At 48.7% G+C, this 22,017-nt stretch carries 17 protein-coding genes; 12 read left to right on the forward strand and 5 right to left on the reverse strand.

Translation table 11 applies throughout. The features are described 5' to 3' along the window. Nucleotides 1-33: 33 nt before the first annotated feature. The 6 genes from murC to AC1DXC_RS19505 all read left to right on the forward strand — a co-directional run bounded on the left by murC (nt 34) and on the right by AC1DXC_RS19505 (nt 7,865). Nucleotides 34-1,389 carry a UDP-N-acetylmuramate--L-alanine ligase gene (murC, locus tag AC1DXC_RS19480; RefSeq protein ID WP_477460847.1) on the forward strand — a complete coding sequence of 452 codons (1,356 nt, stop codon included), beginning with the start codon at nt 34-36 and terminating at the stop codon, nt 1,387-1,389. After that, complete coding sequence (locus tag AC1DXC_RS19485; protein ID WP_477460848.1) at nt 1,382-2,602, forward strand: cell division protein FtsQ/DivIB; 1,221 nt, start codon at nt 1,382-1,384, stop codon at nt 2,600-2,602. Before murC ends, AC1DXC_RS19485 begins: the two co-directional genes overlap by 8 nt. 31 nt (nt 2,603-2,633) lie before the next feature. After that, nucleotides 2,634-3,980 (forward strand): cell division protein FtsA, encoded by a 1,347-nt coding sequence (ftsA, locus tag AC1DXC_RS19490; RefSeq protein ID WP_477460849.1) that lies wholly within the window; start codon nt 2,634-2,636, stop codon nt 3,978-3,980. Between the two features lie 267 nt (nt 3,981-4,247). Further along, nucleotides 4,248-5,861 (forward strand): cell division protein FtsZ, encoded by a 1,614-nt coding sequence (gene ftsZ / locus AC1DXC_RS19495; protein WP_477460850.1) that lies wholly within the window; start codon nt 4,248-4,250, stop codon nt 5,859-5,861. A 218-nt stretch (nt 5,862-6,079) separates the two neighbouring features. Next, complete coding sequence (locus AC1DXC_RS19500) at nt 6,080-7,324, forward strand: aminotransferase class I/II-fold pyridoxal phosphate-dependent enzyme (RefSeq protein WP_477460851.1); 1,245 nt, start codon at nt 6,080-6,082, stop codon at nt 7,322-7,324. A gap of 364 nt (nt 7,325-7,688) precedes the next feature. Then, a complete protein-coding gene (locus AC1DXC_RS19505; RefSeq protein ID WP_133229478.1) occupies nt 7,689-7,865 on the forward strand; it encodes a histone H1 in 177 nt (58 codons plus the stop codon). Between the two features lie 279 nt (nt 7,866-8,144). Here AC1DXC_RS19505 and dapA read toward each other — a convergent pair whose 3' ends face one another. Continuing rightward, complete coding sequence (gene dapA / locus AC1DXC_RS19510; RefSeq protein WP_477460852.1) at nt 8,145-9,023, reverse strand: 4-hydroxy-tetrahydrodipicolinate synthase; 879 nt, start codon at nt 9,021-9,023, stop codon at nt 8,145-8,147. 153 nt (nt 9,024-9,176) lie between these two features. Here dapA and AC1DXC_RS19515 point away from each other — a divergent pair, with 153 nt between their 5' ends. After that, nucleotides 9,177-9,350, forward strand: a complete 174-nt coding sequence (locus tag AC1DXC_RS19515) for a hypothetical protein (RefSeq protein ID WP_477460853.1) — start codon at nt 9,177-9,179, stop codon at nt 9,348-9,350. A gap of 16 nt (nt 9,351-9,366) precedes the next feature. Here the strand turns inward: AC1DXC_RS19515 and AC1DXC_RS19520 are convergent, their stop codons facing one another. Continuing rightward, the gene (locus AC1DXC_RS19520; protein WP_477460854.1) at nt 9,367-9,825 is read right to left on the reverse strand and encodes a DinB family protein; all 459 of its coding nucleotides are present in this window, start codon (nt 9,823-9,825) and stop codon (nt 9,367-9,369) included. Between the two features lie 115 nt (nt 9,826-9,940). Here AC1DXC_RS19520 and AC1DXC_RS19525 point away from each other — a divergent pair, with 115 nt between their 5' ends. The 5 genes from AC1DXC_RS19525 (at nt 9,941) to AC1DXC_RS19545 (ending at nt 16,294) form a co-directional block, all read left to right on the forward strand. Then, on the forward strand, nt 9,941-11,662 hold the full coding sequence (locus tag AC1DXC_RS19525) for an ArnT family glycosyltransferase (RefSeq protein ID WP_477460855.1): 1,722 nt from the start codon (nt 9,941-9,943) through the stop codon (nt 11,660-11,662). 12 nt (nt 11,663-11,674) lie between these two features. Further along, nucleotides 11,675-12,697, forward strand: coding sequence for a hypothetical protein (locus AC1DXC_RS19530; RefSeq protein ID WP_477460856.1), 1,023 nt, complete (start codon nt 11,675-11,677; stop codon nt 12,695-12,697). A gap of 109 nt (nt 12,698-12,806) precedes the next feature. Then, a complete protein-coding gene (locus AC1DXC_RS19535) occupies nt 12,807-13,526 on the forward strand; it encodes a DUF2490 domain-containing protein (protein WP_477460857.1) in 720 nt (239 codons plus the stop codon). A gap of 210 nt (nt 13,527-13,736) precedes the next feature. Then, nucleotides 13,737-14,657 (forward strand): DUF58 domain-containing protein, encoded by a 921-nt coding sequence (locus AC1DXC_RS19540; RefSeq protein ID WP_477460858.1) that lies wholly within the window; start codon nt 13,737-13,739, stop codon nt 14,655-14,657. Between the two features lie 167 nt (nt 14,658-14,824). Continuing rightward, nucleotides 14,825-16,294, forward strand: coding sequence for a glycoside hydrolase family 130 protein (locus AC1DXC_RS19545; protein WP_477460859.1), 1,470 nt, complete (start codon nt 14,825-14,827; stop codon nt 16,292-16,294). A 75-nt stretch (nt 16,295-16,369) separates the two neighbouring features. Here the strand turns inward: AC1DXC_RS19545 and AC1DXC_RS19550 are convergent, their stop codons facing one another. From AC1DXC_RS19550 to AC1DXC_RS19560, 3 genes are read right to left on the reverse strand one after another with little or no spacing between them, the layout of a single operon-like run. Further along, nucleotides 16,370-19,420 (reverse strand): efflux RND transporter permease subunit, encoded by a 3,051-nt coding sequence (locus AC1DXC_RS19550; RefSeq protein ID WP_477460860.1) that lies wholly within the window; start codon nt 19,418-19,420, stop codon nt 16,370-16,372. Continuing rightward, a complete protein-coding gene (locus tag AC1DXC_RS19555; protein WP_477460861.1) occupies nt 19,417-20,361 on the reverse strand; it encodes an efflux RND transporter periplasmic adaptor subunit in 945 nt (314 codons plus the stop codon). Before AC1DXC_RS19555 ends, AC1DXC_RS19550 begins: the two co-directional genes overlap by 4 nt. Continuing rightward, nucleotides 20,358-21,593, reverse strand: coding sequence for a TolC family protein (locus AC1DXC_RS19560; protein ID WP_477460862.1), 1,236 nt, complete (start codon nt 21,591-21,593; stop codon nt 20,358-20,360). Before AC1DXC_RS19560 ends, AC1DXC_RS19555 begins: the two co-directional genes overlap by 4 nt. Nucleotides 21,594-22,017: the final 424 nt, after the last annotated feature.

Raw genomic sequence — 22,017 nt, forward strand, 5'->3', positions numbered from 1 at the left:
AACGCGGGGATAGCCTTTTTTTAAATGAAGACAATGGAACTAAAGAACATACAGCGGGTTTACCTGGTAGGCATAGGCGGCATAGGCATGAGCGGCCTGGCGCGTTATTTCCATCATTTGGGTTGCGTGGTGTGTGGATACGATAAAACGAGCACGCCTTTAACCGATGCTTTGCACAACGAAGGCATCCGCGTGGTGTTTGAAGACCGTACAGACTGGATTCCCATGAGTTTCCAGCAGCCGGGCGACGGTACGCTGGTGATTTTTACGCCTGCCATCCCCAAGGATTCGGCTATTTTGAATTACTTTAAAAACAAAGGGTTCGATTTGCAAAAACGCTCGCAGGTGCTGGGTATCATCAGTCGCGGCATGTTCACCATTGCGGTGGCGGGCACGCATGGCAAAACCACCACCTCGTGCATGATAGCGCATATCCTGAAAGATTCGGGCAAAGATTGCTCTGCATTTTTGGGCGGTATATCATCCAATTACCAAACCAATGTGCTGTATGGCAAAAACGATATCGTGGTGGTAGAAGCTGACGAGTACGATCGCTCGTTCCTAACGCTGAACCCCGATACGGCTATCATCACCTCCATGGATGCAGATCACCTGGATATCTACGGCGACCACTCGCACCTGGAGGAATCGTTCCGTTTGTTTGCCTCGCAGATAAAGCAGGGCGGCATATTGATATACAAAAAAGGTTTGCCGCTGGCCGAGGGTTTTACCTACACGGTAAATGGCGAAGCAGGCGCAATGGGTAGCAATATTCGTATCGAAGATGGCAACTTTCATTTCGATTTCGATAACGGTTCGACAGCCATCCCCAACATCAGAATGGGTATAGCAGGGCTGCACAATATAGAGAATGCCGTTGCGGCTATCGAAGCGTCGTTAAGGCTGGAGATTTCCGCAGATGCCATCCGCGAAGCGCTTGGCTCTTTTAAAGGTGTGAAACGCAGGTTCGAGTATATCGTAAAGAATACCGGGCATATATATATCGATGATTATGCGCACCACCCCGAAGAGTTGCGGGCGGCCATTACATCGGTAAAAAGGCTTTATCCGGATAAGAAACTCACGGTGATGTTTCAGCCGCATTTGTTTACCCGCACCCGCGATTTTGTGGACGGCTTTGCCGAAGTGCTGGATATGGTCGACGAATTGTTGATGCTGGAGATATACCCCGCCCGCGAGTTGCCGATACCGGGGGTAGATAGCAATATGGTGCTGAACCTGATGAAGCTGGAAAACAAGCGCCTGGTTGGTAAACAACAGGCCCTGGAAATAGTTACGGCCGAAAAGCCGGAACTGTTGTTAACTGTTGGCGCAGGCGACATAGATACATTAGTGAACCCGCTTAAAGAGATATTGGAGCATGTTTAAGAAACGCATTTGGAAACCATTGTTAATTGGATTAGGCTGGACCATCAGCCTGGCCGGTTTGGTGGTGCTGATGAGTTTCATATCCATAAAAAAATCAGAGGTGGTGTGTACGGCCATTAAGGTGTATATACCAGGCAGCCATTATTTTATAAACAGGCAGGAGGTTGATCATATTTTGCAGATGGACAGCCACACGCTGATTGGCCGCCGCATAGAAAATATAGACTTGTACGCCCTGGAGCAGCGGCTGAAGAATAACCCGTTCATCGAATCGGCCAATGTGTATGCCGATATGGATGGCGTAATACAGGTTGAAGTGAGCCAGCGCCAGCCCATATTGCGGGTGATGAACCGTTTCGGGCAGGATTTTTACGTAGATCAGCATGGCCTCAAGATGCCGCTATCACAGAGTTTTACCGCGAGGGTAATTGTGGCCAATGGTTTTATCGACGAACTTTTTGCCAACCGCGTAGACTCTTTGCATAACGCACTGGCAATTGACTTATACAAAACGGCCGAATATATACGCAACGATTCGCTATGGGATGCGCAGATATCGCAGATATATGTAAACCAGGCGCACGAGATAGAATTGATACCACGCGTGGGCAGCCAGCGGATATTGCTGGGCAACGCCGACTCGCTCGATCTTCGTTTCAGCAACTTGAAGGCTTTTTACAAAAAAGCCCTGCCGTTGGTTGGTTGGGATGCTTATAAGGTAATCAACATTAAATATGGCAACCAGGTAATCGGCGTAAAAAACCAAAGCCTGGTCGATTCGTTGGCTGCAGTGAAAGCCCAGGCAAAAAAGGCGGCGGCAGATTCGGCGCTTGCAGCCGGCACCACCAGGGTACGCCGCGATTCGACAGCCGCGCCCGCCATAACAGATGATGCAGAAAGGCCGATTGACGAGCACCCGGTGGTAGTAAAGCCTACAGTTGCGAAGCCGCAAGCGGCAAAACCCCAGGCAGTAAAACTGCTTATAGCGAAGCCGGTTACCGCGAAGCCAACCGTGCGTGCAGTGGTTAAGCCTGCGGCACATAAGCCAACGCCGGAGGATGTTATCGCGGGGTACGTGGCCAACAAAAAAGCGGCGCATACAGCTGCCGCTAATAAGCCTGTCGATAAAAAGCTAAAAACGGGCAAGCCTCCGGCAAAGCCGGCTGCTAACAAAAAAACTGCCGGCAAGAAACAGGCAGAGAAGAAGAAATAAGGGGAAGAGACATCTATTAAAATCAAGGGATATGGACAAAAGTTCAACACAAGAAAAAAGTTCGCCAATTGTAGTGGGGCTGGATATTGGCACAACAAAAATTTGTGCTATTGTTGGCCGCCGCAGCAAAAACGGCAAGATTGAAGTGCTGGGTATAGGCAAGGCCGAATCGGCAGGGGTAACGCGCGGGGTGGTATCAAACATTGATAAAACCGTGCAGGGCATTACGCAGGCGGTAGATGTAGCCGGCGCGCAATCAAACGTAGAGATAAGGATTGTAAACGTAGGCATAGCCGGGCAGCACATCAAAAGCCTGCAGCACCGCGGGCTGATAACCCGTAAGGATCTGAACAGCGAAATAGGCCGAAAGGATATAGATAAACTGGTTGAGGATATGTACAACCTGGTGATGCCTCCGGGTGAGGAGATAATTCACGTGTTGCCGCAGGAATTTACTGTGGATAGCGAGCCGGGTATCAAAGACCCAATAGGCATGGCAGGCGTGCGTTTAGAAGCCAACTTCCATATCATATCGGGCCAGGTTACGGCTATCAAAAACATCGTAAAATGCGTAACCAAGGCGCAGTTGGAAAGCCAGGAACTGATACTGGAGCCATTGGCATCCTCAGAATCGGTACTGAGCGAGGAAGAGAAAGAAGCCGGCATAGTGCTGGTTGATATCGGCGGCGGTACTACTGATGTGGCCATCTTCCACGAAGGCATCATCCGCCATACGGCGGTTATCCCTTTCGGTGGTAACAGCGTTACTGAGGATATCCGCGAAGGCTGCTCGGTGATGCGCAACATTGCAGAGCAACTGAAAGTAAGGTTCGGTTCGGCACTGGCAGAAGAGAACAAAGAAAACGAGATAGTTTGCGTGCCCGGTTTGCGTGGCCGTGAGCCAAAGGAAATATCGGTTAAGAACCTTGCCTTCGTAATACAGGCTCGCATGGAGGAGATCATAGAGCATGTTTACTACGAAATAAAATCATCGGGCTACGAAAAGAAACTGATAGGCGGTATAGTTGTAACCGGCGGCGGTGCGCAGTTGAAGCACTTAACCCAGCTGATAGAATTCGTTACCGGGTTAGATTGCCGCATTGGTTACCCCAACGAGCACCTGGCCAAGAACGAAACGCTGCCGAAGGCTGTTTACGAGGATCTGCAGAGCCCAACCTACGCAACAGGTATAGGCTTGCTGATAAAAGGGATACAAAAGGCAGAATATAATGGCTTAACGCAGGCAGCGCCGGTGCCTGCCAAAATAGAGAAAGCTAAATATACCGACGACCGTAAGTTTGGCCTGTTGGGCAAGATACTGGAATCGGGCAAGAAATTTATTAAGGATGATATAAAAGATGAGGACTATTTGAAATAGGGAACTCACCCCCTGCCCCCTCTCTGCTTCGCAAAGAAGGAGTAGCTTCTCCTCACCCTCTTTGCGAAGCAGAGAGGGTCGACCAGCGAAGCGTAGTCGGGGTGAGTAAACTCGCAAGCTGAAAGGCTCCGGGTTAATTTTTATTCACATGAGTTAACTTATCCACATTATGCACAAATGTGGATAAACTATGTGGAAAAACCCCTATTATTACATTAGTAAAATCTATCTAATCATCAAACCACAAACAACTGAAAAACAAGGATTATGCAGTTTGAGATGTTAAAAGAAAAATCGGCAATCATCAAGGTAATTGGTGTTGGCGGTGGTGGCGGCAACGCGGTAAACCACATGTACAGGCAAGGTATCAAGGGTGTCGACTTTATTATATGTAATACCGATGCGCAGGCATTGGAGCTTAGCCCAATCCCCAACAAGGTGCAATTGGGTGCCAGCTTAACCGAAGGTATGGGCGCAGGCTCTATACCCGAAGTGGGCAAAAACTCGGCTATCGAGAATATCGACGATATAAAACAAATGCTGGGCGCAAACACAAAAATGCTGTTCATTACGGCAGGTATGGGTGGCGGTACAGGTACAGGCGCAAGCCCTATCATAGCCAAAGCTGCGCGCGAACTGGATATCCTGACTGTAGGCATCATTACCACCCCGTTCTCGTTCGAAGGCAAACGCCGCCGTATGCAGGCCGAGGAAGGCATGGAAGAACTGAAGAAATACGTAGACTCGTTTTTGGTAATCTCTAACGACAGGCTGCGCCAGATATTCGGCAACTTAACCATGAGTTCGGCATTTGGGCAGGCCGATGATATTTTAACCACGGCTGCAAAAGGCATCGCGGAAATTATCACCTTACCAGGTTATATCAACGTAGATTTTAAAGACGTGCGCACCGTTATGAAAGATAGCGGCGTATGTATAATGGGTAGCTGCACCGCCGAAGGCGACAACCGCGCTTTAAAAGCGGTGGAAGGCGCTTTGGCTTCGCCATTGTTAAAAGACAACGAGATTGAAGGGGCACGCTATATCCTGCTGAACATCACTTCGGGCGAGAACGAGGTAACCATGGATGAGGTAACCGTAATTACAGATTACATACAGGAAGAAGCCGGCCTGGCTGCCGACCTGATATGGGGTAATTGTAAGGATGAAAACCTGGGCGAAGGACTATCGGTAACCATTATTGCTACCGGTTTCCAAACTAAAGACGAGCGAGAGAAAGAGCATAGCAACAAAAAGGTGGTAAGCATGCTTATGCCCGAGCCAGCCCCTATGGTGAAGCCGGTGAACGAGTTTATTAACGCCGTTAAACCAGAGGCCGGTATGGCTACTGCGCAGCCTTACATGAAAATGAAGGATGCGCCTAAACAAACCGGCTTGTTCGATTTGTTTGCCAAGGCAGAGGAACAAGACAAAGCCGAACAGCGCGAAGTGGTACGTTTTAATCTTACCGAAGAGGAGCCCAAAGTGGAAGAGGAAGAACCGGAAGATGACGGCGGTTTTGTATTCAAGGTAAGCGAAACCATAATGGATTTTACCCCGCCACCTGTTGTTGAAGCAAAACTACCCGAGCCGGAACCAATAGTGAACGCGGACGAAAACAAAACCGACGAATCGATAGAAGAGCAATTGCGTAAATCGCGCGAGCGCATCATGCGGTTGAAAGACCTTAGCATGAAGCTGCGCAACGGCAACATACAGGAGATGGAGAACGTACCGGCCTACAAACGTAAGGAAGTAGCGCTGCAGCAAACCCCACAATCGGACGAGAGCCAGATATCGAAATTCTCTTTGACTATAGATAGCGACGGCAAAACAGAAATAAAGAACAACAACTCTTTTTTGCACGATAACGTAGACTGATTTAGATACAAGACGTAAGAGTCAAGAACCAAGACAAAAGGAAGCAGAATAAATTTATTCTGCTTTTTTTATGCGCGATTATGTGTCTTGTCTCTTGTCTCTTAACTCTTGAATCTCGTTAGAGTTATAAACTATCATAAAAAGTAATAACGTTTGTTGGGGGTCGTTTTATAGGTATATTTGCAATAATATATCACGAACATTAAAAGATTTGCAATTTGGATCTGTTTGATAAAATAAATAAGAATATGGGCGGCCCTATAGGGCAGCACCAGAAATGGTCGCACGGGTATTTTTCATTCCCGCGCCTTGAGGGGGAGATTCATCCGCATATGATGTTCAACGGTAAAGAGCATTTGGTTTGGAGCCTTAACAATTACCTCGGCTTGGCCAACCACCCCGAAGTACGCGAAGCCGATGCGCAAGCTGCTGCCGATTACGGCATGGCTTACCCTATGGGTGCCCGCATGATGAGCGGAAATACCAGGCATCACGAAGAACTGGAAAACGGCCTGGCCGAATTCGTGGGAAAAGATGCCGCCTTTTTATTGAACTACGGCTACCAGGGCATGGTATCCATCATAGATGCATTGGTTGACAGGAATGACGTGATTGTTTACGATGCCGAATCGCACGCGTGTATTGTAGATGGCGTGCGCCTGCACATGGGCAAGCGTTTTGTTTACCAGCACAACGATATCGAAAGCTGCGAGAAACAACTGGAACGCGCCGCAAAGCTAACCGAGCAAACCGGTGGCGGCATATTGCTAATTACGGAGGGCGTTTTCGGCATGTCGGGCGCGCAGGGCAAGCTAAAAGAGATTATCGCATTAAAAGGCAAATATAACTTCCGCCTGCTTATTGATGATGCGCATGGTTTTGGTACCATGGGCCCAACCGGCGCCGGTACGCACGAAGAGCAGAACAGCATCGAGGGGGTGGATGTGTACTTCGGTACCTTTGCCAAATCGATGGCGGGGATAGGTGCTTTCGTGGCGTCGGATAACGAAATTATCAATTACCTGCGCTATAATATGCGCTCGCAAACCTTCGCCAAAGCGTTGCCTATGCCGATGGTGCTGGGACTAAAGAAACGTTTCGAACTGCTAAAGTCAAATCCCGAGCTGCGTGAGCAATTATGGGTAATTGCCAAAGCCCTGCAAAACGGACTGGTTGAGCATGGTTTCGATATAGGCATTACCGATACTATGGTTACCCCGGTTTTCCTGAAAGGCGAATTGAACGAAGCTACCAGCCTTACTATGGACCTTCGCGAGAACTACAGCATATTTTGCTCTATCGTGGTTTACCCGGTTATCCCTAAAGGCCTGATAGAGCTTAGGCTAATACCTACTGCGGTGCACACCCTGGAGGACGTGGAGCGTACGCTGGATGCCTTTAGTGAGGTAGCCGAAAAACTGAAAGCCGGTTACTATAAGGAGAACAAAATGGCGATTGCCTAAGCAATAGGCAAACGGATTTTTCGCCATAGATGAGCCCTGCGGACACCGTGGGGCTTTTTCGTTTTATTTTATGCCCGTAGCTATAGCAAGTGGATAAGGCATAGCGACGGCAATATTGTTGAAATAATGAATGATTTCGAGTCGTTTGAATTAAATGTAATTTAATTATTAACTAAATACTAAAAACGACTAATTTCTTCGTTTGTGAGTTGCTTGCATTTTTAAAACTCAGAGGGCGAAAATGTGGAAAAAAACCAGTTTAAAGCCACTTTTTTTGTTATTTAAAAGTTCTTAATTAAAAAAAAACAAGTTAGATTAGCTTTAATTAAAACAATAAGCCTCAATAAACTAAAAAAAGTTCACAATGAAAAAATTTACTGAAGTAAAGGAACTGATCGCATCGCTGGAAGCCGACGCCGACAAATTTTACAACAAGGGCAACAGTGCCGCCGGCACCCGTGTCCGTAAAGGTATGCAAGACCTTAAAAATTTAGCGCAAGCCATCCGCCTGGAAGTTCAGGAAGCCAAAAACAAAGAGTAAGTCCCCGGGGCAAAATTATTTACTTCATTAAAAAAACCCGGTGCAGCCACACCGGGTTTTTTGTTTGGGTATATTTTAACCCATTTTAAGCCGTCTGCGATTTTAAAAACCATCGCGTCATTGCGAGGAACGAAGACAACCGACCGAAGGGAGCTCATTGATTCCTTGAGAAAAAAACAAAACATCAATAATCTCTACGCAGGACAAGCCGCTTTGCAAATCCGCCCTGCTAATCGGGAGATTGCTTCGTGCCTCGCAATGACGTTGTGGGATAAGGGTTTATCCAATTACCCCTATCTGCTCCTTTATCTTCTCCGCAGTGCTTTCACTAACCTGCACCAGTGGCAGGCGCAGCGTATCGCCGCAAATATCTAATTGCTTCAAGGCTGTTTTTACGCCTGCCGGGCTGCCTTCGGCAAACATCAGGCGGGTAAACTCTATCAGGCTGTAATTGGTGGGTAGGGCCGCCTTGAAATCGCCTTGCAGGCATAACCTCACCATATCTGATAACTGGCGCGGCAATGCGTTGCCAATTACCGATATCACGCCAACGGCACCCATGGCTATCATGGGCAGCGTAATAGGGTCGTCGCCGGAAATCAGCAGGAAATCCTCCGGTTTATCGCGCATCAACTGGTTCATCAAATCGAAATTGCCCGATGCTTCTTTGATGCCGATGATATTCTTGAAATCCTTCGCCAGCCTTACGGTGGTTTCGGCACTTACTGTGCTGCCGGTACGGCTGGGTACGTTATACAGAATTATTGGCAGGGGCGATGCCTCTGCTATGGCTTTATAGTGCTGATAAATACCTTCTTGCGTTGGTTTGTTGTAATGCGGGCTCGCCGATAGGATGGCATCGTAGCCATCGGTATCGAATGCTTTAATTTCGGCAACAACCTCCAAGGTGTTATTGCCTGCTATGCCGGCCACCAGGGCCACGCGTTTATTTACGGTTTTGGCGGTAAAGGCAAATACCTGCTTCTTCTCGTCCTTACTCAAAGTAGCGCTTTCGCCGGTTGTGCCTAACGACACTAAATATTCCACACCACCATCAATGAGGTGGTTGATGAGCCTCTCGAGCGCGGGGTAATCTACCTCGCCGTCGGGCTGAAAAGGAGTTACCATTGCTACCCCTGTCCCGTAAAATCTGTTCATAGCTTTAATAAAAGGATGCTAAGATAGTAAATGTGTTTAGATGTGCGGATGTGTCCCGAAATTTCGGGATGCAATTGTGCAGATTGTTGAATTGTAGCGGCAAGGGATATGCTTTTAATTATCAAATCTCCGTGGCGTTATTTATATTTGTGTATGGGCAAAGTAATTGAAGTAAACAAAACGACTACACGCAGCGAACTTGATAAAGAGTTGGCTAAGCTCCCCAAAAAGAAAAAGCCGATTGAACTGGATAAATATTTCGGGAAAATAAATTTCGGCGTTGACGGGTTGGAATATCAGTTAAAGATACGCAATGAGTGGAAGTAGCATCTTGCTTAATCTCTTACACCAGCTTCCTCAAACCCATAATATACCCCACATGCAGCCCTTCGTGGAAAGGCAAAAACGCTATTGCGTCGTTAATATCGCGTATCTCTGCGCCGTAGCGGGTTGTCCAGGCGGGGTAGTTGGTAAAAACACCGGCTTGCAGGTCGGCTTGTAATTGGTCCAGGCTGGTCATCAGCAATTCCTTTATTTCGTCTAATTGCTCCTGGCCAATGTAACCTTCGGGTTTGGTACCGGGTTTATACGCTTGAAAAAAGCTATCGGCAACCCAGGTATCTAAACCGGCGCGTTTGTAGCAAACACCTTGTTGGGCGGCTATCATGTGGCCGAGGTTCCACAAAATGTTGTTGTTAAATCCGGCGGGGATGGTGTTCAACTGATCCAGGCTGAACGTTTCCAGTACACTCAATATTTTGATGCGGGGCTGCCGCATAATTTCTATTTGTTTGGCTATCATGGTTCAAATATTCATTTTTTTATATGAATTGGAGGCGTCTTTCTTAAAATAATGATGCCTGCCTGCATCGCCTGCCTTAATGCTTTTATCATACCTTTGCAGCTTTGATTATTAAATGGCCAACACGATAAGCAAGCCCTCGCAAACCGACAAACCCATCTGGTATTTCATAGCCTGCTGGACGGTGCTGAACCTGCTGCAGGCCTATCTACTTGAGCTGCATGGCGACGAGGCTTACTACTGGCTATACGCCCAAAAGCCCGATTGGGGGTACTTTTACCACCCGCCCATGATGGCCGTATTCATCAAAATCGGGTATTCACTTTTCCAAAACGAGCTTGGCGCAAGGCTGGTTACCGTGCTTACCAACGGCCTGGCAATTTACCTGTTGTGGCTCATCCTCAAAAAATATGCGGTTAATGCCAAATGGTTCATATTGCTGGTATCCGGCGTGTTGGTTTTCCATGTGTACGGTTTTACGACCACGCCCGATGCACCGCTGTTTTTCTTTGCCGTGCTGTTTTATTATTGCTACCAAAAGTACGCCGGGCAAGATAGCTGGCGGATGGGTTCTATCATCGGTCTGGTAGTCGCCTGCCTGCTGTATAGCAAATATCACGGGGTGCTGCTGGTGGGTTTCACCATATTATCCAACCCAAAATTGTTTACGCGGCCATCGTTTTACGTGGCTATTATCGTTGGGTTTATTTGCTATGTGCCGCACATCTTATGGCAATCGCAGCATGGCTTCCCGGCTGTAAATTACCAACTGTTCGAACGGTCGTCTGATAAGATTTACAGCATTTCGGCCACTATTGAATACCTATCGGGGCAGTTACTGCTGGGCGGCGTGCTTATCAGCTGGTACCTGTTTTATAAAGGATTTACAACCAAAATTACCGATGTGTTTACGCGTGCGCTGGTGTTTAATGCTATCGGTACCTTCAGTTTCTTTTTGGTGAATACCGGCTTTGCCAATGTGCAGCCGCATTATACGCTAATTGCTTTTATACCGCTGGTTTCGCTGGTGCTCATCAACCTGCAACGGAATAATAACTACCCACAGTGGCTTTTCCGCCTGGGTATTGCCAATATCGTGCTGATATTGATATTGCGGCTTTCCCTGGCGCTCGGCTTGCCCTTCGTTAAGAAAGTAATCGCCTTGCGCACTTATTTCGGCTTCCGCGATTGGGCTGCCAAAGTTCACGAGAAAGCCGGCGATGCCTGGATGGTGATGGACGATGGGTTCCAGAATCCATCCAAATATGATTTTTATAACCATACGCTGAAGGGTTTCGCTTACGATTCGCGGTATTACGGGCGCACTATGTTCGATATATGGCCCATGGAGGATAGCCTGCAGCACAAAAAAGTGTACCTGCTGCTGAGCGAACCCTTGCAGGGTTACAAAAGCGATACCATTAAAAACGAACAGGGCGATTGGTATGGCGCCTGGGTAGAAGATGCGCGCACCTATCAAAAAATCGCCATCGATACCAAAACGACTGCGGTTACTGCGCATCCCGGTCAAAAAATACAATTTGACCTCAATATTGCCAACCCTTACGAATACGATGTTAATTTTACCAACGTTGGCTATAAGCACCCTGTGTATTTAGAAAGCTGCTTTTTTACCGGGCCCACGGATATTGCGGAAGTGCAGCAGGCTGGCACCGATTTTAATAAAATCAGCCTGCAGTCCGGCGAAAGCAAGGCGTACCAAACTGAAGTGACCGCACCGAAAGAGAAGCGCACGTATTACCTGATGTTCTCCATACGTACAGAGCCTTTCCGCGGGAGCAAAAACAGCCGCCTGATAAAATTTATAGTTGAATAATAGTTTCATACGATGCACAAAAAGATATACCTGTTCCTGATTACTGTTTTAATTGCCCGCGCTGCCGCTGCCCAAACCATAGATACGCATTTTAACGGGTCGGTGTTTTTTGATAACCGGGAGTATAAGGAGTCGCTGATACGCTCGCGGACTTACTCCGGCACCCGCCTGGCTTTAGATTTTGGTTTGAACCTGGATAGTGCTAACCGATTCATCGTTGGGGCAAACGGCCTGCACGAGTTTGGCGCCAAGCCATACTTTTTAAAGGTGAACCCCGTGGCTTATTTTAACCACACCGGCAAACGCTGGCTGTTCAATGCGGGCGAGTTTCCGCGCGAGGGCTTGCTTACTGATTATCCCCGCGCTCTGCTGAACGATACGCTGCGCTATTTCCGCCCCAATATTGAGGGCTTGCTGGCCAAATATCATACCGATAACTTTACCGAAACCATTTGGATTGATTGGACAAGCCGCCAAACCGATACCGAGCGCGAGCAGTTTTTGTTCGGCTTTTCGGGTAAATATCAGCCATTTGAAAAGGGGCCATTCTACCTTTCGCACTATTTCTTTTTGCTGCACGATGCCGGGCCGGCAATTCCCATCCCCGACGACCACATTCGCGACAATGGTGCGATTCAGGTAAAGCTTGGCGCTAATTTCAGCCACAAAACCTTCCTCGATTCATTGAGCATCGAAGCCGGCGGTATGATGTCCTTCGAGCGGGAGCGCAATGTATCTGGTTTTAAAAAACCCACCGGCTTTGTGGCCAATGCCTTTTTAAGCTACAAACGCTTTGCCCTGTACGATGAATTTTATAAAGGCGATGGGCACAATGTGACCTACGGCGATGCTTATTACCAATACAAAACCTACAATCGTCTGGATATCATCTACACCCCCTTCTTATACAAGGGCTTAACCGGGCAGTTCGTCCTCAGTTTCCACCAAACGCCCCTCAACAGCGGCAGCAACCAGGAAGCGTTTAGGTTGATGTACGATTTGGGCCGGAAACGGATAGCAAAATTTAAGGAGTAATTATTGCCCAAATTGCTATTTTTGCGCCGTTAGCCATTAAAAAGCTGTGCCCCCCACGCTAAGGTTGACCATTTTCATTAACGCACTTTATAGTGCATAGCTATCATTTATGAAGAAAAAATTCTTTCAGCTTTTGCTGCTTTCAACTTTTTTGGTGCCCTGCAAATTATTGGCGCAGGATAATCAATTCTCCGGTTGGGCAGCATTATTTCATACACAGCGCTTCTCGCAGCATTGGGGCATGTCGTTCGATGGGCAATTGCGCTCGGCAGATGAGTTCGGTTATTTGCGTAACGTGCTGTTGCGCCCGGCGGTTAATTATTACTTCGCCAATAACAAAATAGGCGCATTGGGGTATGCTTATGTGGCTACCAATGGCCGCTCGGCAAGCGGGGCATCCACATTCCGCCCCGAAAGCCGGATATGGGAACAGTTTATCATCAACCAAAAATTGGGGAAGAACATATCCTTGCAGCACCGTTTCCGGTTAGAGCAACGCTTCCTGGGCAATACTTCCGCAACCGCTAATGACCATTACTTTGCACAGCGCCTGCGTTATTTTGCCCGGTCGGTTATTCCATTCAAAAGCGATTCGGTATTCAAGAAAGGCCCCTTCCTGGCTTTGCAGAACGAAATTTTTGTGAATATACAGAACAAGAATAAAGTGAATAAGCACTTCTTCGACCAGAACCGTGCTTACGGTGCTATCGGCTTCCGTTTCAGCAAAAAGTTCGATGCCGAGATTGGCTACCTTAATCAATACAGCAAGCAAGCCACTACCTACACCGTAAACCATGTTTTGCAAACGGCTTTTTATACTAGGTTTTAAGGCTTTCTCTGAGCTTGACAACTATGCCACCTTCCGTCACATGAATGTGATGGCAATGGAGGTGGATTGCTCATTGATTAGGTGGAATTTAAGCCAATCCACCTTCAATGCCGTCGGTTTAAACCGACGGTAGAGTAATAGTATGCTGAAATAATTCGCCCCGTCGTACGTTTATATTTAGCGTTTACCCCGAAATTGCTACCTTGCCCTATGCCTCAATTAAACAACAACCAACATGTGCGCCAGCTGGCCAACCTGGAACTGCTTGCCAGGCAGGTTGTTGAGGGCTTTATTACCGGGCTGCACCAAAGCCCTTTTCACGGTTTTTCGGTAGAATTTGCGGAGCACAGGCTGTATAACAACGGCGAATCGGTAAAGAATATCGACTGGAAACTGTTGGCGCGGACCGATAAGTTGTTCGTAAAGCAATTTGAGGAAGAAACCAACCTGCGCTGTTATCTGCTGTTGGATACTTCTTCGTCTATGAATTTCCCGGCAGAGGGTGCCAACAAGCTACAGTTTTCGGTATATGCTATTGCCTCGCTCATGTACCTGTTCAAAAAGCAGCGTGATGCGTTTGGGCTTTGCCTTTTTTCGGATAAGATGGATTGGATGAGTCCGGCCCGCTCTACCTCGGCGCATTTGTTTTATCTGTATGCACAGTTAGAGAAAGCTTATAATAACCCGAAAGCCAATACGGCCACTAATATATCGGGCGTGCTGCACCATTTGGCGGGCGAGATACATCAGCGCTCGATGGTTATCATCTTTAGCGATATGCTGGAGAACAGCCTCAACCCGCAAAAAATGCAGGAGCTTTTTGCCGCTATACAGCACCTTAAGTATAAAAAGCACGAGGTGGTTATCTTCAATATCACCAGCAGGCAACAGGAGGTCGATTTTAATTTCGACAACCGGCCGCACCATTTCGTTGATATGGAAACCGGCGAGGAGGTACGCGTGCACCCCAACAAAATCCGCGACAGCTATATCGCCTCGCTTAAAGAATACCGCCACCAACTGGAACTTAAATGCGCCCAGTACCACATCGACCTGGTGGATGCCGATATTGCGCAAGGTTACAACGGTATCCTGAACGAGTACCTCATCAAACGCAACCGCATGTTGTAAGCCCCGGGAAATTCACATTTACTAAACAATTCGCGGTTCTAACGCTTTTATTAAGAGTTTCGCCGAGGCAATATCGCCCGGCCCCGCCCGTTATAGGGCCTTGTGGCTTTTGTGAAATTGCCCAAATCAATTTAACAGCACAGGTGTTAATTATAAAATATCCATAGATGAGACTTTCGATAGAGCGAAAACCAATAAGAGTAAATCCGGACCCGAGGCGCGTTATCGCAAGGTTCTTTTTTAACGGGAACGACAGGGCTAAGGAAGTTTTACAGCGCGTAATGGCTATCACAGAGGAGGAGGCATTCGGCATTGTATCGCCCCTGTTGCAAGAGTATTCTAAACGCCACCGCAATATTACCCGGGTACTTAACCGCCATTGCAGTAAGCTGAAGCCGCTTTTTGAAGAATTAGGTATCGATTTCGACAGCCTAACTGTTTACCGTAAGCTCCTGATAGGGTCATATTTTACGCACGAATATTCTATCGAGTCTGCTGCGTTTTTTAACCCTTCCATCGTAGCGGATCCCGACCAAACCGAGATGGAAGACGGGCAACGCCGCGTAATCATCAGCTTTAGGGCGGTGGGCGAGGGACATATCTCCTCCATCACCTTTCGTCGGGCCTTGATAGATAAGTACAATAATATCAGTGTTTTACCAGCTGGTAATTACATCGATGAGGCAGAGATAGTGCGCAACGCCGTTTATAATAAAAAGCTTTTTTTCGATAAGGCGGCCATCACCCAAATCAACATCGATGTACTGCACGAGCTGGAAAGCAAGCTGGATCATCATTTCGAATACTCTAACCTTCGCCGCATCATCCTCGATTCGCAACGGCTGCAGGAGAGCGATATGAAGAAACTTGAGTACGATAAAGTGCTTTGGCTGGCCGATTCATACTACGAGATCGTGTTTTCGCTGGATACCGATATCTCCGATAGGGTTATCTTCCCCATCTCGGAGTACGAACGCAAGGGGATAGAGGATGCCCGTTTCGTACAGTTCGTAAATGAGGACGGTACTTCGGTTTATTATGCCACTTATACCGCTTACGATGGTGCGCTGATTATGCCTAAACTGCTGCAAACCAACGATTTCTATAACTTTAAGATAATGCCCCTGTACGGTGCCGGTGCCCAGAACAAGAACCTGGCGCTCTTTCCCCGTAAGGTGAACGGTAAGTATGTGATGATCAGTCGAATAGACGGCTGCAATAACTACATCATGTACTCGGATAAGATAAACATTTGGGAGAAACCCGTGCTGTTGCAGCAACCTAAGTTTACCTGGGAATTTATACAGATAGGCAATTGCGGATCGCCTATAGAGACCAGCGAGGGCTGGCTGATGATTACCCACGGTGTTGGTCCTATGCGCCGCTATGTGTTGGGTGCCAGCTTGTTACAGCTTGATGACCCGACGATAGAAATCGGCCGCCTGAAAGAGCCTTTACTAATTCCCAATAGCGACGAGCGCGAAGGTTATGTACCCAACGTGCTGTACTCCTGCGGGGCTATCGTACATAACAACAAACTCATCATCCCATACGGCGTATCCGATTCCTCGACCGCTTTTGCGGAGGTATCCCTCGACGAATTACTGAACAAATTAAAGGCCGACGGCGTAGACTAAATCAAAAAAGACCGTAAAAAACCTTTAAAAATCTGTGTTTTTCGGAGGTTTTTCGGTCTTTTTCTTTGCCTTTTTTTAAGCTTTCTTGGCGAATGAATGATTGCGGTAAAAAACGCGGATCATGCTGGGCAAAACGATCAGCAATAAAGGCAGCGCAGCCAGGAAACCACCGATGACGGCGATGGCCAATGGCTGGTGCAACTGAGCCCCGGCACCTATCCCGAGGGCCAGCGGAGCCAGGGCAATAATGGCACCCAGGGCGGTCATCAGTTTGGGGCGGAGGCGGGTAGAGATGGAATAGATAATCGCTTCATCTATGCTACTGGTTTTTGCACTCTCGCGGAATTGCCAGAAGGTGAAGATGGCATTCTCGCCGATAATCCCTACAATCATAATGAGCCCGGTATAGCTACCTACATTTAGCGGGGTATTCGTTAGGTACAGGGCCAGTATGCTGCCGCCGATACCCAGCACGGCAACCACCAAAATCAGCAAAGCTATCCTGAACTGCCGGAACAGGAATAGGATCACCCCGAACACCAACAGGCTGGAGGTAATCAATATCATCAGCAATTCCTTAAACGATTGCTGCTGCTCGGCATAGGCGCCGCCATATTCCACATGATAGCCGGGTGGCAGGTTCACCTTATCGCGGATGCCTTTTTGTATGGCAGGCATCACGCTGCCCAGGTCGGCGTTTTCTAAACGGGCGCTGATAACACCCATGGCCTGCAGGTTTTCGCGCTCTACTTCCGCATCGCCGGGGTGCAACTCAACGGTGGCCAGCGAGGTAATCGGTACCAGTCGGCCATCAGCCAGAAATACGTTGAGATTTTTGATGCCCGCCACATCCTGCAGGCGGCTGCCGGGGTACACCATGCGTATGGGCGACTGCTGCTCCCGCTCGAACAGGTTGCCAATTACGTTCCCTTCCAGGGCCGATTGTACCTGTGTTTGCAGGGCAGCGGGCGTAAGGTTGTACTGCGCCAGTTTGCTATAATCGGGCACGATATTTACCGATGGCCCGGCGATAACGATACCGTCGAACACATCCGCAGTGCCTTTTACGTTGGTGGTAATATCGGCTATCTGTTTGGCAAGCACTTGCAGCTTGGCCTGGTCATCGCCAAAAACTTTTATTTCGATGGGTTGGGTAGAGGTCATCAAATCGCCCAGCATATCGCCAATTACCTGCCCAAAATCAACCCGCAGGGCGGGCTGCGATGCTTCTATCTGCTGTCGTAAATCGCTGATGACCTCTTCAGACGTTTTCTCATGCGCTTTTTTCAGTTGGATGAGGTAATCGCCGGTGTTCGGTTCGGTAATAAAGAAGCCCATTTGGGTACCTGTGCGGCGCGAGTATGCAGCCACATCCGGTTCTTTGATGATCAGTTTTTCAATCTCGCGCAGCATCCGGTCGGTTTCTTCCAGCGAGGTGCCGGGCGGGGAGGTATAATCCAGCACGATGCTGCCCTCGTCCATATCGGGCAGAAAGCCGGTCTCCAGTTTGCCGGGGATGAATACGATAACCAGCACCAGGCCCGCAATGAGGATGATACTGATTAGGGGATTAAGGATAAAGAACGATACCCAGCGTTGCCGTTTAACCTCGTGCACTTCCTCTTTGGCCTGTTTGTCTGCGGGTTTCTCTTTGGTGAGCAGCAGGTATATTACCGGCAGGCCGACCCAGGTTACCAAAAAGGAACAGGCGAGGGTAATGATCATGGTATTGGTCATCACCTTAAAGTAAGCGCCCGCAACGCCCGTCATCATCAGGAAAGGGATAAATATTACGATGGTACTGATGGAAGAACCTATCATGGCCGGCAACAGGTAATCGATGGCCTTTTTCAGTAAGGTGAGGGTTGGCTCTTCGGGATGTTCCTCATGGGTGCGGTGTATCTGCTCTACCACCACAATGGCATCGTCTATAATTAAACCGATGGCTGCCGCAATGGCCCCTAGCGTCATGATATTGAGCGTATAGCCCCAGGCGTATAAAACAATAAGCGTAAGGCAAAGCGTTATGGGGATGGTAATCAAAATCGTCGCGCTGGCCTTTAGCGAACGCAGGAAGATGATAGCCACGATGATCGCCAAAGCAAGGCCTATCCACAGGCTGTCGCTTACGCTCTTTACCGATTCGTTCACGAAATCGGCCTGTACGTAATAGGGCTTAAGGCTTACGCCTTTAGGTAGCACCTTTTGCAGCTCGGCCACCTTGGCCGTCATGGCGGCAGATAAATCTACCAGGTTGGAGTTGGGTTGTTTGATAACCGCTATCAGCACGCCCTCGTGCCCATTGGCGTTTATTTTGGTGTATTCTACGCCGGGGTTCACCTGTATCTCGGCAATATCCTTTAGTTGTATTACCCGCTTGCGGTTGTTGCTCAGCACCAAATCCTTTAATTGCTCGCTGGTGTTTACGCTGGCATCGGTAACGGTAAGGTACAGCATCTTATAATCGGCCAGGTACCCGTTAGATTTAATGAACGCCGTTTGCGCAAGCGTGTTGCTGATCATGTCGGGCGTAAGGCCAAGCGCGCTCATCTTCTGCCTGTCAAGCACCAGCCAGTACTCTTTGCTTTTGCCGCCAATAACCCTTATTTCCGATACGCCATCCACTTGCGATAGGAAGGGCTTCACCGTGTAAGTAGCCAACTGCTTCAGCTCTATAGGCGATAGGTTATGGCTCTCCAGCGTGTAACCGCTTACCGGTAGGATGGAAGGGTTCATCTTCTCCACCGAAACGTTTACATCGGGTGGCATATCGTTCTTTATTTGGGCTATGCGGCTTTCTATGCGTTGCTGGCTAAGGTCGATATCGGCGTCCCAGTTCATATAGGCCGATATTTCGCAGCTGCCGCGGCTGGTGGTGCTACGCACATAATGCAGATCGGGCACCTGTTTAATGGCGTTCTCTAGTGGCTTGGTCACCGTTACCATCATCTTGTTCACAGGTTGCAGGCCCGCATCGGCAATGATCTTTATTTTGGGGAAAGTAATCTCGGGGAAGAGCGAGGTTTGCAGCCGCGAGTAGGAAAATATACCGCCCAGCAGCACGATAAAAAGCACCAGGCTGATGGGCTTTTTATGGGTGATGAAGTAGTTTTCCAGCTCGTTCATGGCTTAACTATTTTAACCTTGGCGGTATCGGCCAAACCATAGTTGCCGCTTACGGCTATCCTGTCGTTTGGGTCGAATTTAGGTGAGAGTATCTCTACCCTGCCGCCTGATTCGATGCCTTTTTTTACAGGTGTTTTTACTGCGGTGGTATCGTTAATCAGCTTCATCACCCAAAACTCATCCTGCGTTTCGTTAGACAGGATGGCCGATTTGGGCAGAGCTGGCGCGTTGCTTTTGGATGTTTTGATGATGAGTGCGCGGGCCACCAGGTTTTCGGGGATAGGGTGGCTGCTACCAACTTTTATGACGATGCCCTGTGTTTGCGAAAGGGTGTCTACCGATGGCATGGAGGATGTTACGTGCCCAATCAGTTTTTCGCCGTCGGGCAAGGTTAGCGTAAGCGTTTGGTTGGCGGCCATTACGCGCTTCAATTCGTAGGGTAACTGCATCACAAAGGCGAAGCTCTCCCTGTCGCTGATAGTGGCCAGTTGTTCGCCATCTTGTACATAATCGCCTACCTGGTGCGCTAAATCGGTTACATAGCCGCTGCGCGATGCCCTGATGCGGTTGATGCCCGAGAAATGGAAGGTGGTATCCAACACGTTGATGGTGTTGCCTATGCTTTGCGCCTCCTTGGTTTTTATCACGAACATCAGCTGCCCTTTCTCTACATAATGCCCCGGCTGTATGGCAACCTGTTGTATGTAGCCGATGGCGTTGGCCTTTACGTAATTCTTTTGCATAAAGGTAGATGTAGCGTTCAATTCGATGGAGTCGGCCAGGGCGCTGTTGGCGATGGTGGTAACGGTTACCGGTGTTTGTGGATTGGCAACCTCCTCTTCATCGTCTGCCGGGGCACCACCGCCGCAGCTGTATGCCGCCATGGCTACCACGCAGGCCAATAAAACGGTAACGGGTTTTAAATATCGTTTCATCATCATCTGCTCCAGTAATTGAGTTGGTTTATGAGTTGCAGCCGGCTTATTACGTTTTGCGCCAGCTGGTTTTTTATGCTGAGGTAGCTGTTTATGGCCAGTATCAGGTCGGCAATTTTCAGGTCGCCGGTTTGCATCAACTGAGTGTTTACTTTGATCAGGCTCTCGGCGTATTTAAACTGTTCGTTTATCTCGTTAATCAGTTTGTCGTATTCGTCAATCTGCTGGTTAAGTTGGTTTATCTGCTGCCGGTATTGGTTAAAGTAAAAGGCTTTGTACACCTGCTGCGTTTCCTGTTCCAGGGCCAGCTTTTTGTAGGCCAGCTTTTTTTGGCCGCCATCATAAATAGGCATGGTAAGGCTAAAGCCCACGCTGGCACCCAGGTTTTTGTAGTACTGGCTGGTCAAATCAGAGTTGTAGCCCCCATCGGCAAAGGCACTCAATTTGGGGCGATAGCTGTAATCGATCAGTTTACGGCTGTTGGCCAGGCGCAGGCTGTCCAGTTGGTATTGCTTAAAAAAGATGCTGTTGCTACGGTCGTAAATCACGGCACGCTGCAGCTCGGGTTTGGTAATTTCTACGATGCTGGTATCGGCAATACCGCTGAGGTAATTGAGCGTAGCGTAATCTGTTTTGTATTGCAGCTTGCTTTGCGATAGCTGCAACTGCGCGCCTTTAAGCGTTACCAAAAAGGCCAGGTAATCGGTTTGGCGATACACGTTGCTGCGGGTGAGCTTTTTAAGCAGGTCCTCTTCGCCCTTCAGCAGGTCTACCACTTCCTGGTTGAACTGCTGCTGCTGCAGGCTGCCGTAGGCAGTTATATATTGGCCGATGATGGTGCGCCGCAGATCCTGCTCGGATAGCTTGATGCTGTTGCGCAGCGAATCCTGGCTGAGGCCGATAGCTGCGAATTGGCTGCCCAGGTAATCTTTACCGATAAAAGTTTTGCTAACCGTGAGCAGTCCGTTGAGGGAATGTTCGTTGGTGATGGCCGGTGCATAGCCGTAGCCTTTTATAACGGGGGCGTAGAGTCCGCCTGCGTTAAGGGAAACCTGCGGTTTAAAGCCCGCCCGGATGCGTACGCTATCTATTTGCGCCGAGAGCACCTGGTTGTTGAGGTCTTTGATCAGCGGACTGTTCTTAAGCGCCTGCTGTAAGTATCCATCCAGCGTTTTGGTTTGCCCAAAACAGCTGCTGCCGATGGCCAGGAAAGCAAACAGGTAGAGTAGGTGTTTCATTATAGGTGAAATATACGGCTTTTGCCCAATGTGCTACGGGCGTAAAGATGTAATACAATTCTGTGGGAATTTTGTGCGGGGGGGATTGGATTATCGCATTGCGAGCTGACTCACCCCGACGGCCCGCATGCGCGGGCGTCGACCCTCTCTGCTACGCAAAGAGGGTGAAGGAATGGGAGAAAAATATAACCCCAATGTCTCCCCATCTTTGCGTAGCAGAGAGGGGGCGGGGGGTGAGTCGACTCGCAACGCGGACACAACCGTTTGCAGAATTTACTCACCCCGCATGCGCGGGCGTCGGCCCTCTCTGCTGCGCAAAGAGGGTTTAGAAAAGAAAAATAAAACCCCAATGTCTCCCCTTCCTTGCGCAGCAGAGAGGGGGCGGGGGGTGAGTCAACTCGCGACGCGGACACAACCGCCAGAC

This window comes from Mucilaginibacter sp. P2_D11 (genome assembly GCF_056404435.1).

Bases quoted from the DNA above. Each gene is read 5' to 3' on its own strand.
- AC1DXC_RS19515 (WP_477460853.1), top strand. From the start codon at position 9,177: ATGGGCAAAGTAATTGAAGTAAACAAAACGACTACACGCAGCGAACTT.
- AC1DXC_RS19545 (WP_477460859.1), top strand. From the start codon at position 14,825: ATGAGACTTTCGATAGAGCGAAAACCAATAAGAGTAAATCCGGACCCG.
- AC1DXC_RS19535 (WP_477460857.1), top strand. From the start codon at position 12,807: ATGAAGAAAAAATTCTTTCAGCTTTTGCTGCTTTCAACTTTTTTGGTG.
- dapA (WP_477460852.1), bottom strand. From the start codon at position 9,023: ATGAACAGATTTTACGGGACAGGGGTAGCAATGGTAACTCCTTTTCAG.
- murC (WP_477460847.1), top strand. From the start codon at position 34: ATGGAACTAAAGAACATACAGCGGGTTTACCTGGTAGGCATAGGCGGC.
- AC1DXC_RS19560 (WP_477460862.1), bottom strand. From the start codon at position 21,593: ATGAAACACCTACTCTACCTGTTTGCTTTCCTGGCCATCGGCAGCAGC.
- AC1DXC_RS19485 (WP_477460848.1), top strand. From the start codon at position 1,382: ATGTTTAAGAAACGCATTTGGAAACCATTGTTAATTGGATTAGGCTGG.
- AC1DXC_RS19520 (WP_477460854.1), bottom strand. From the start codon at position 9,825: ATGATAGCCAAACAAATAGAAATTATGCGGCAGCCCCGCATCAAAATA.
- AC1DXC_RS19540 (WP_477460858.1), top strand. From the start codon at position 13,737: ATGCCTCAATTAAACAACAACCAACATGTGCGCCAGCTGGCCAACCTG.
- AC1DXC_RS19555 (WP_477460861.1), bottom strand. From the start codon at position 20,361: ATGATGATGAAACGATATTTAAAACCCGTTACCGTTTTATTGGCCTGC.
- AC1DXC_RS19530 (WP_477460856.1), top strand. From the start codon at position 11,675: ATGCACAAAAAGATATACCTGTTCCTGATTACTGTTTTAATTGCCCGC.
- ftsZ (WP_477460850.1), top strand. From the start codon at position 4,248: ATGCAGTTTGAGATGTTAAAAGAAAAATCGGCAATCATCAAGGTAATT.
- ftsA (WP_477460849.1), top strand. From the start codon at position 2,634: ATGGACAAAAGTTCAACACAAGAAAAAAGTTCGCCAATTGTAGTGGGG.
- AC1DXC_RS19525 (WP_477460855.1), top strand. From the start codon at position 9,941: ATGGCCAACACGATAAGCAAGCCCTCGCAAACCGACAAACCCATCTGG.
- AC1DXC_RS19550 (WP_477460860.1), bottom strand. From the start codon at position 19,420: ATGAACGAGCTGGAAAACTACTTCATCACCCATAAAAAGCCCATCAGC.
- AC1DXC_RS19505 (WP_133229478.1), top strand. From the start codon at position 7,689: ATGAAAAAATTTACTGAAGTAAAGGAACTGATCGCATCGCTGGAAGCC.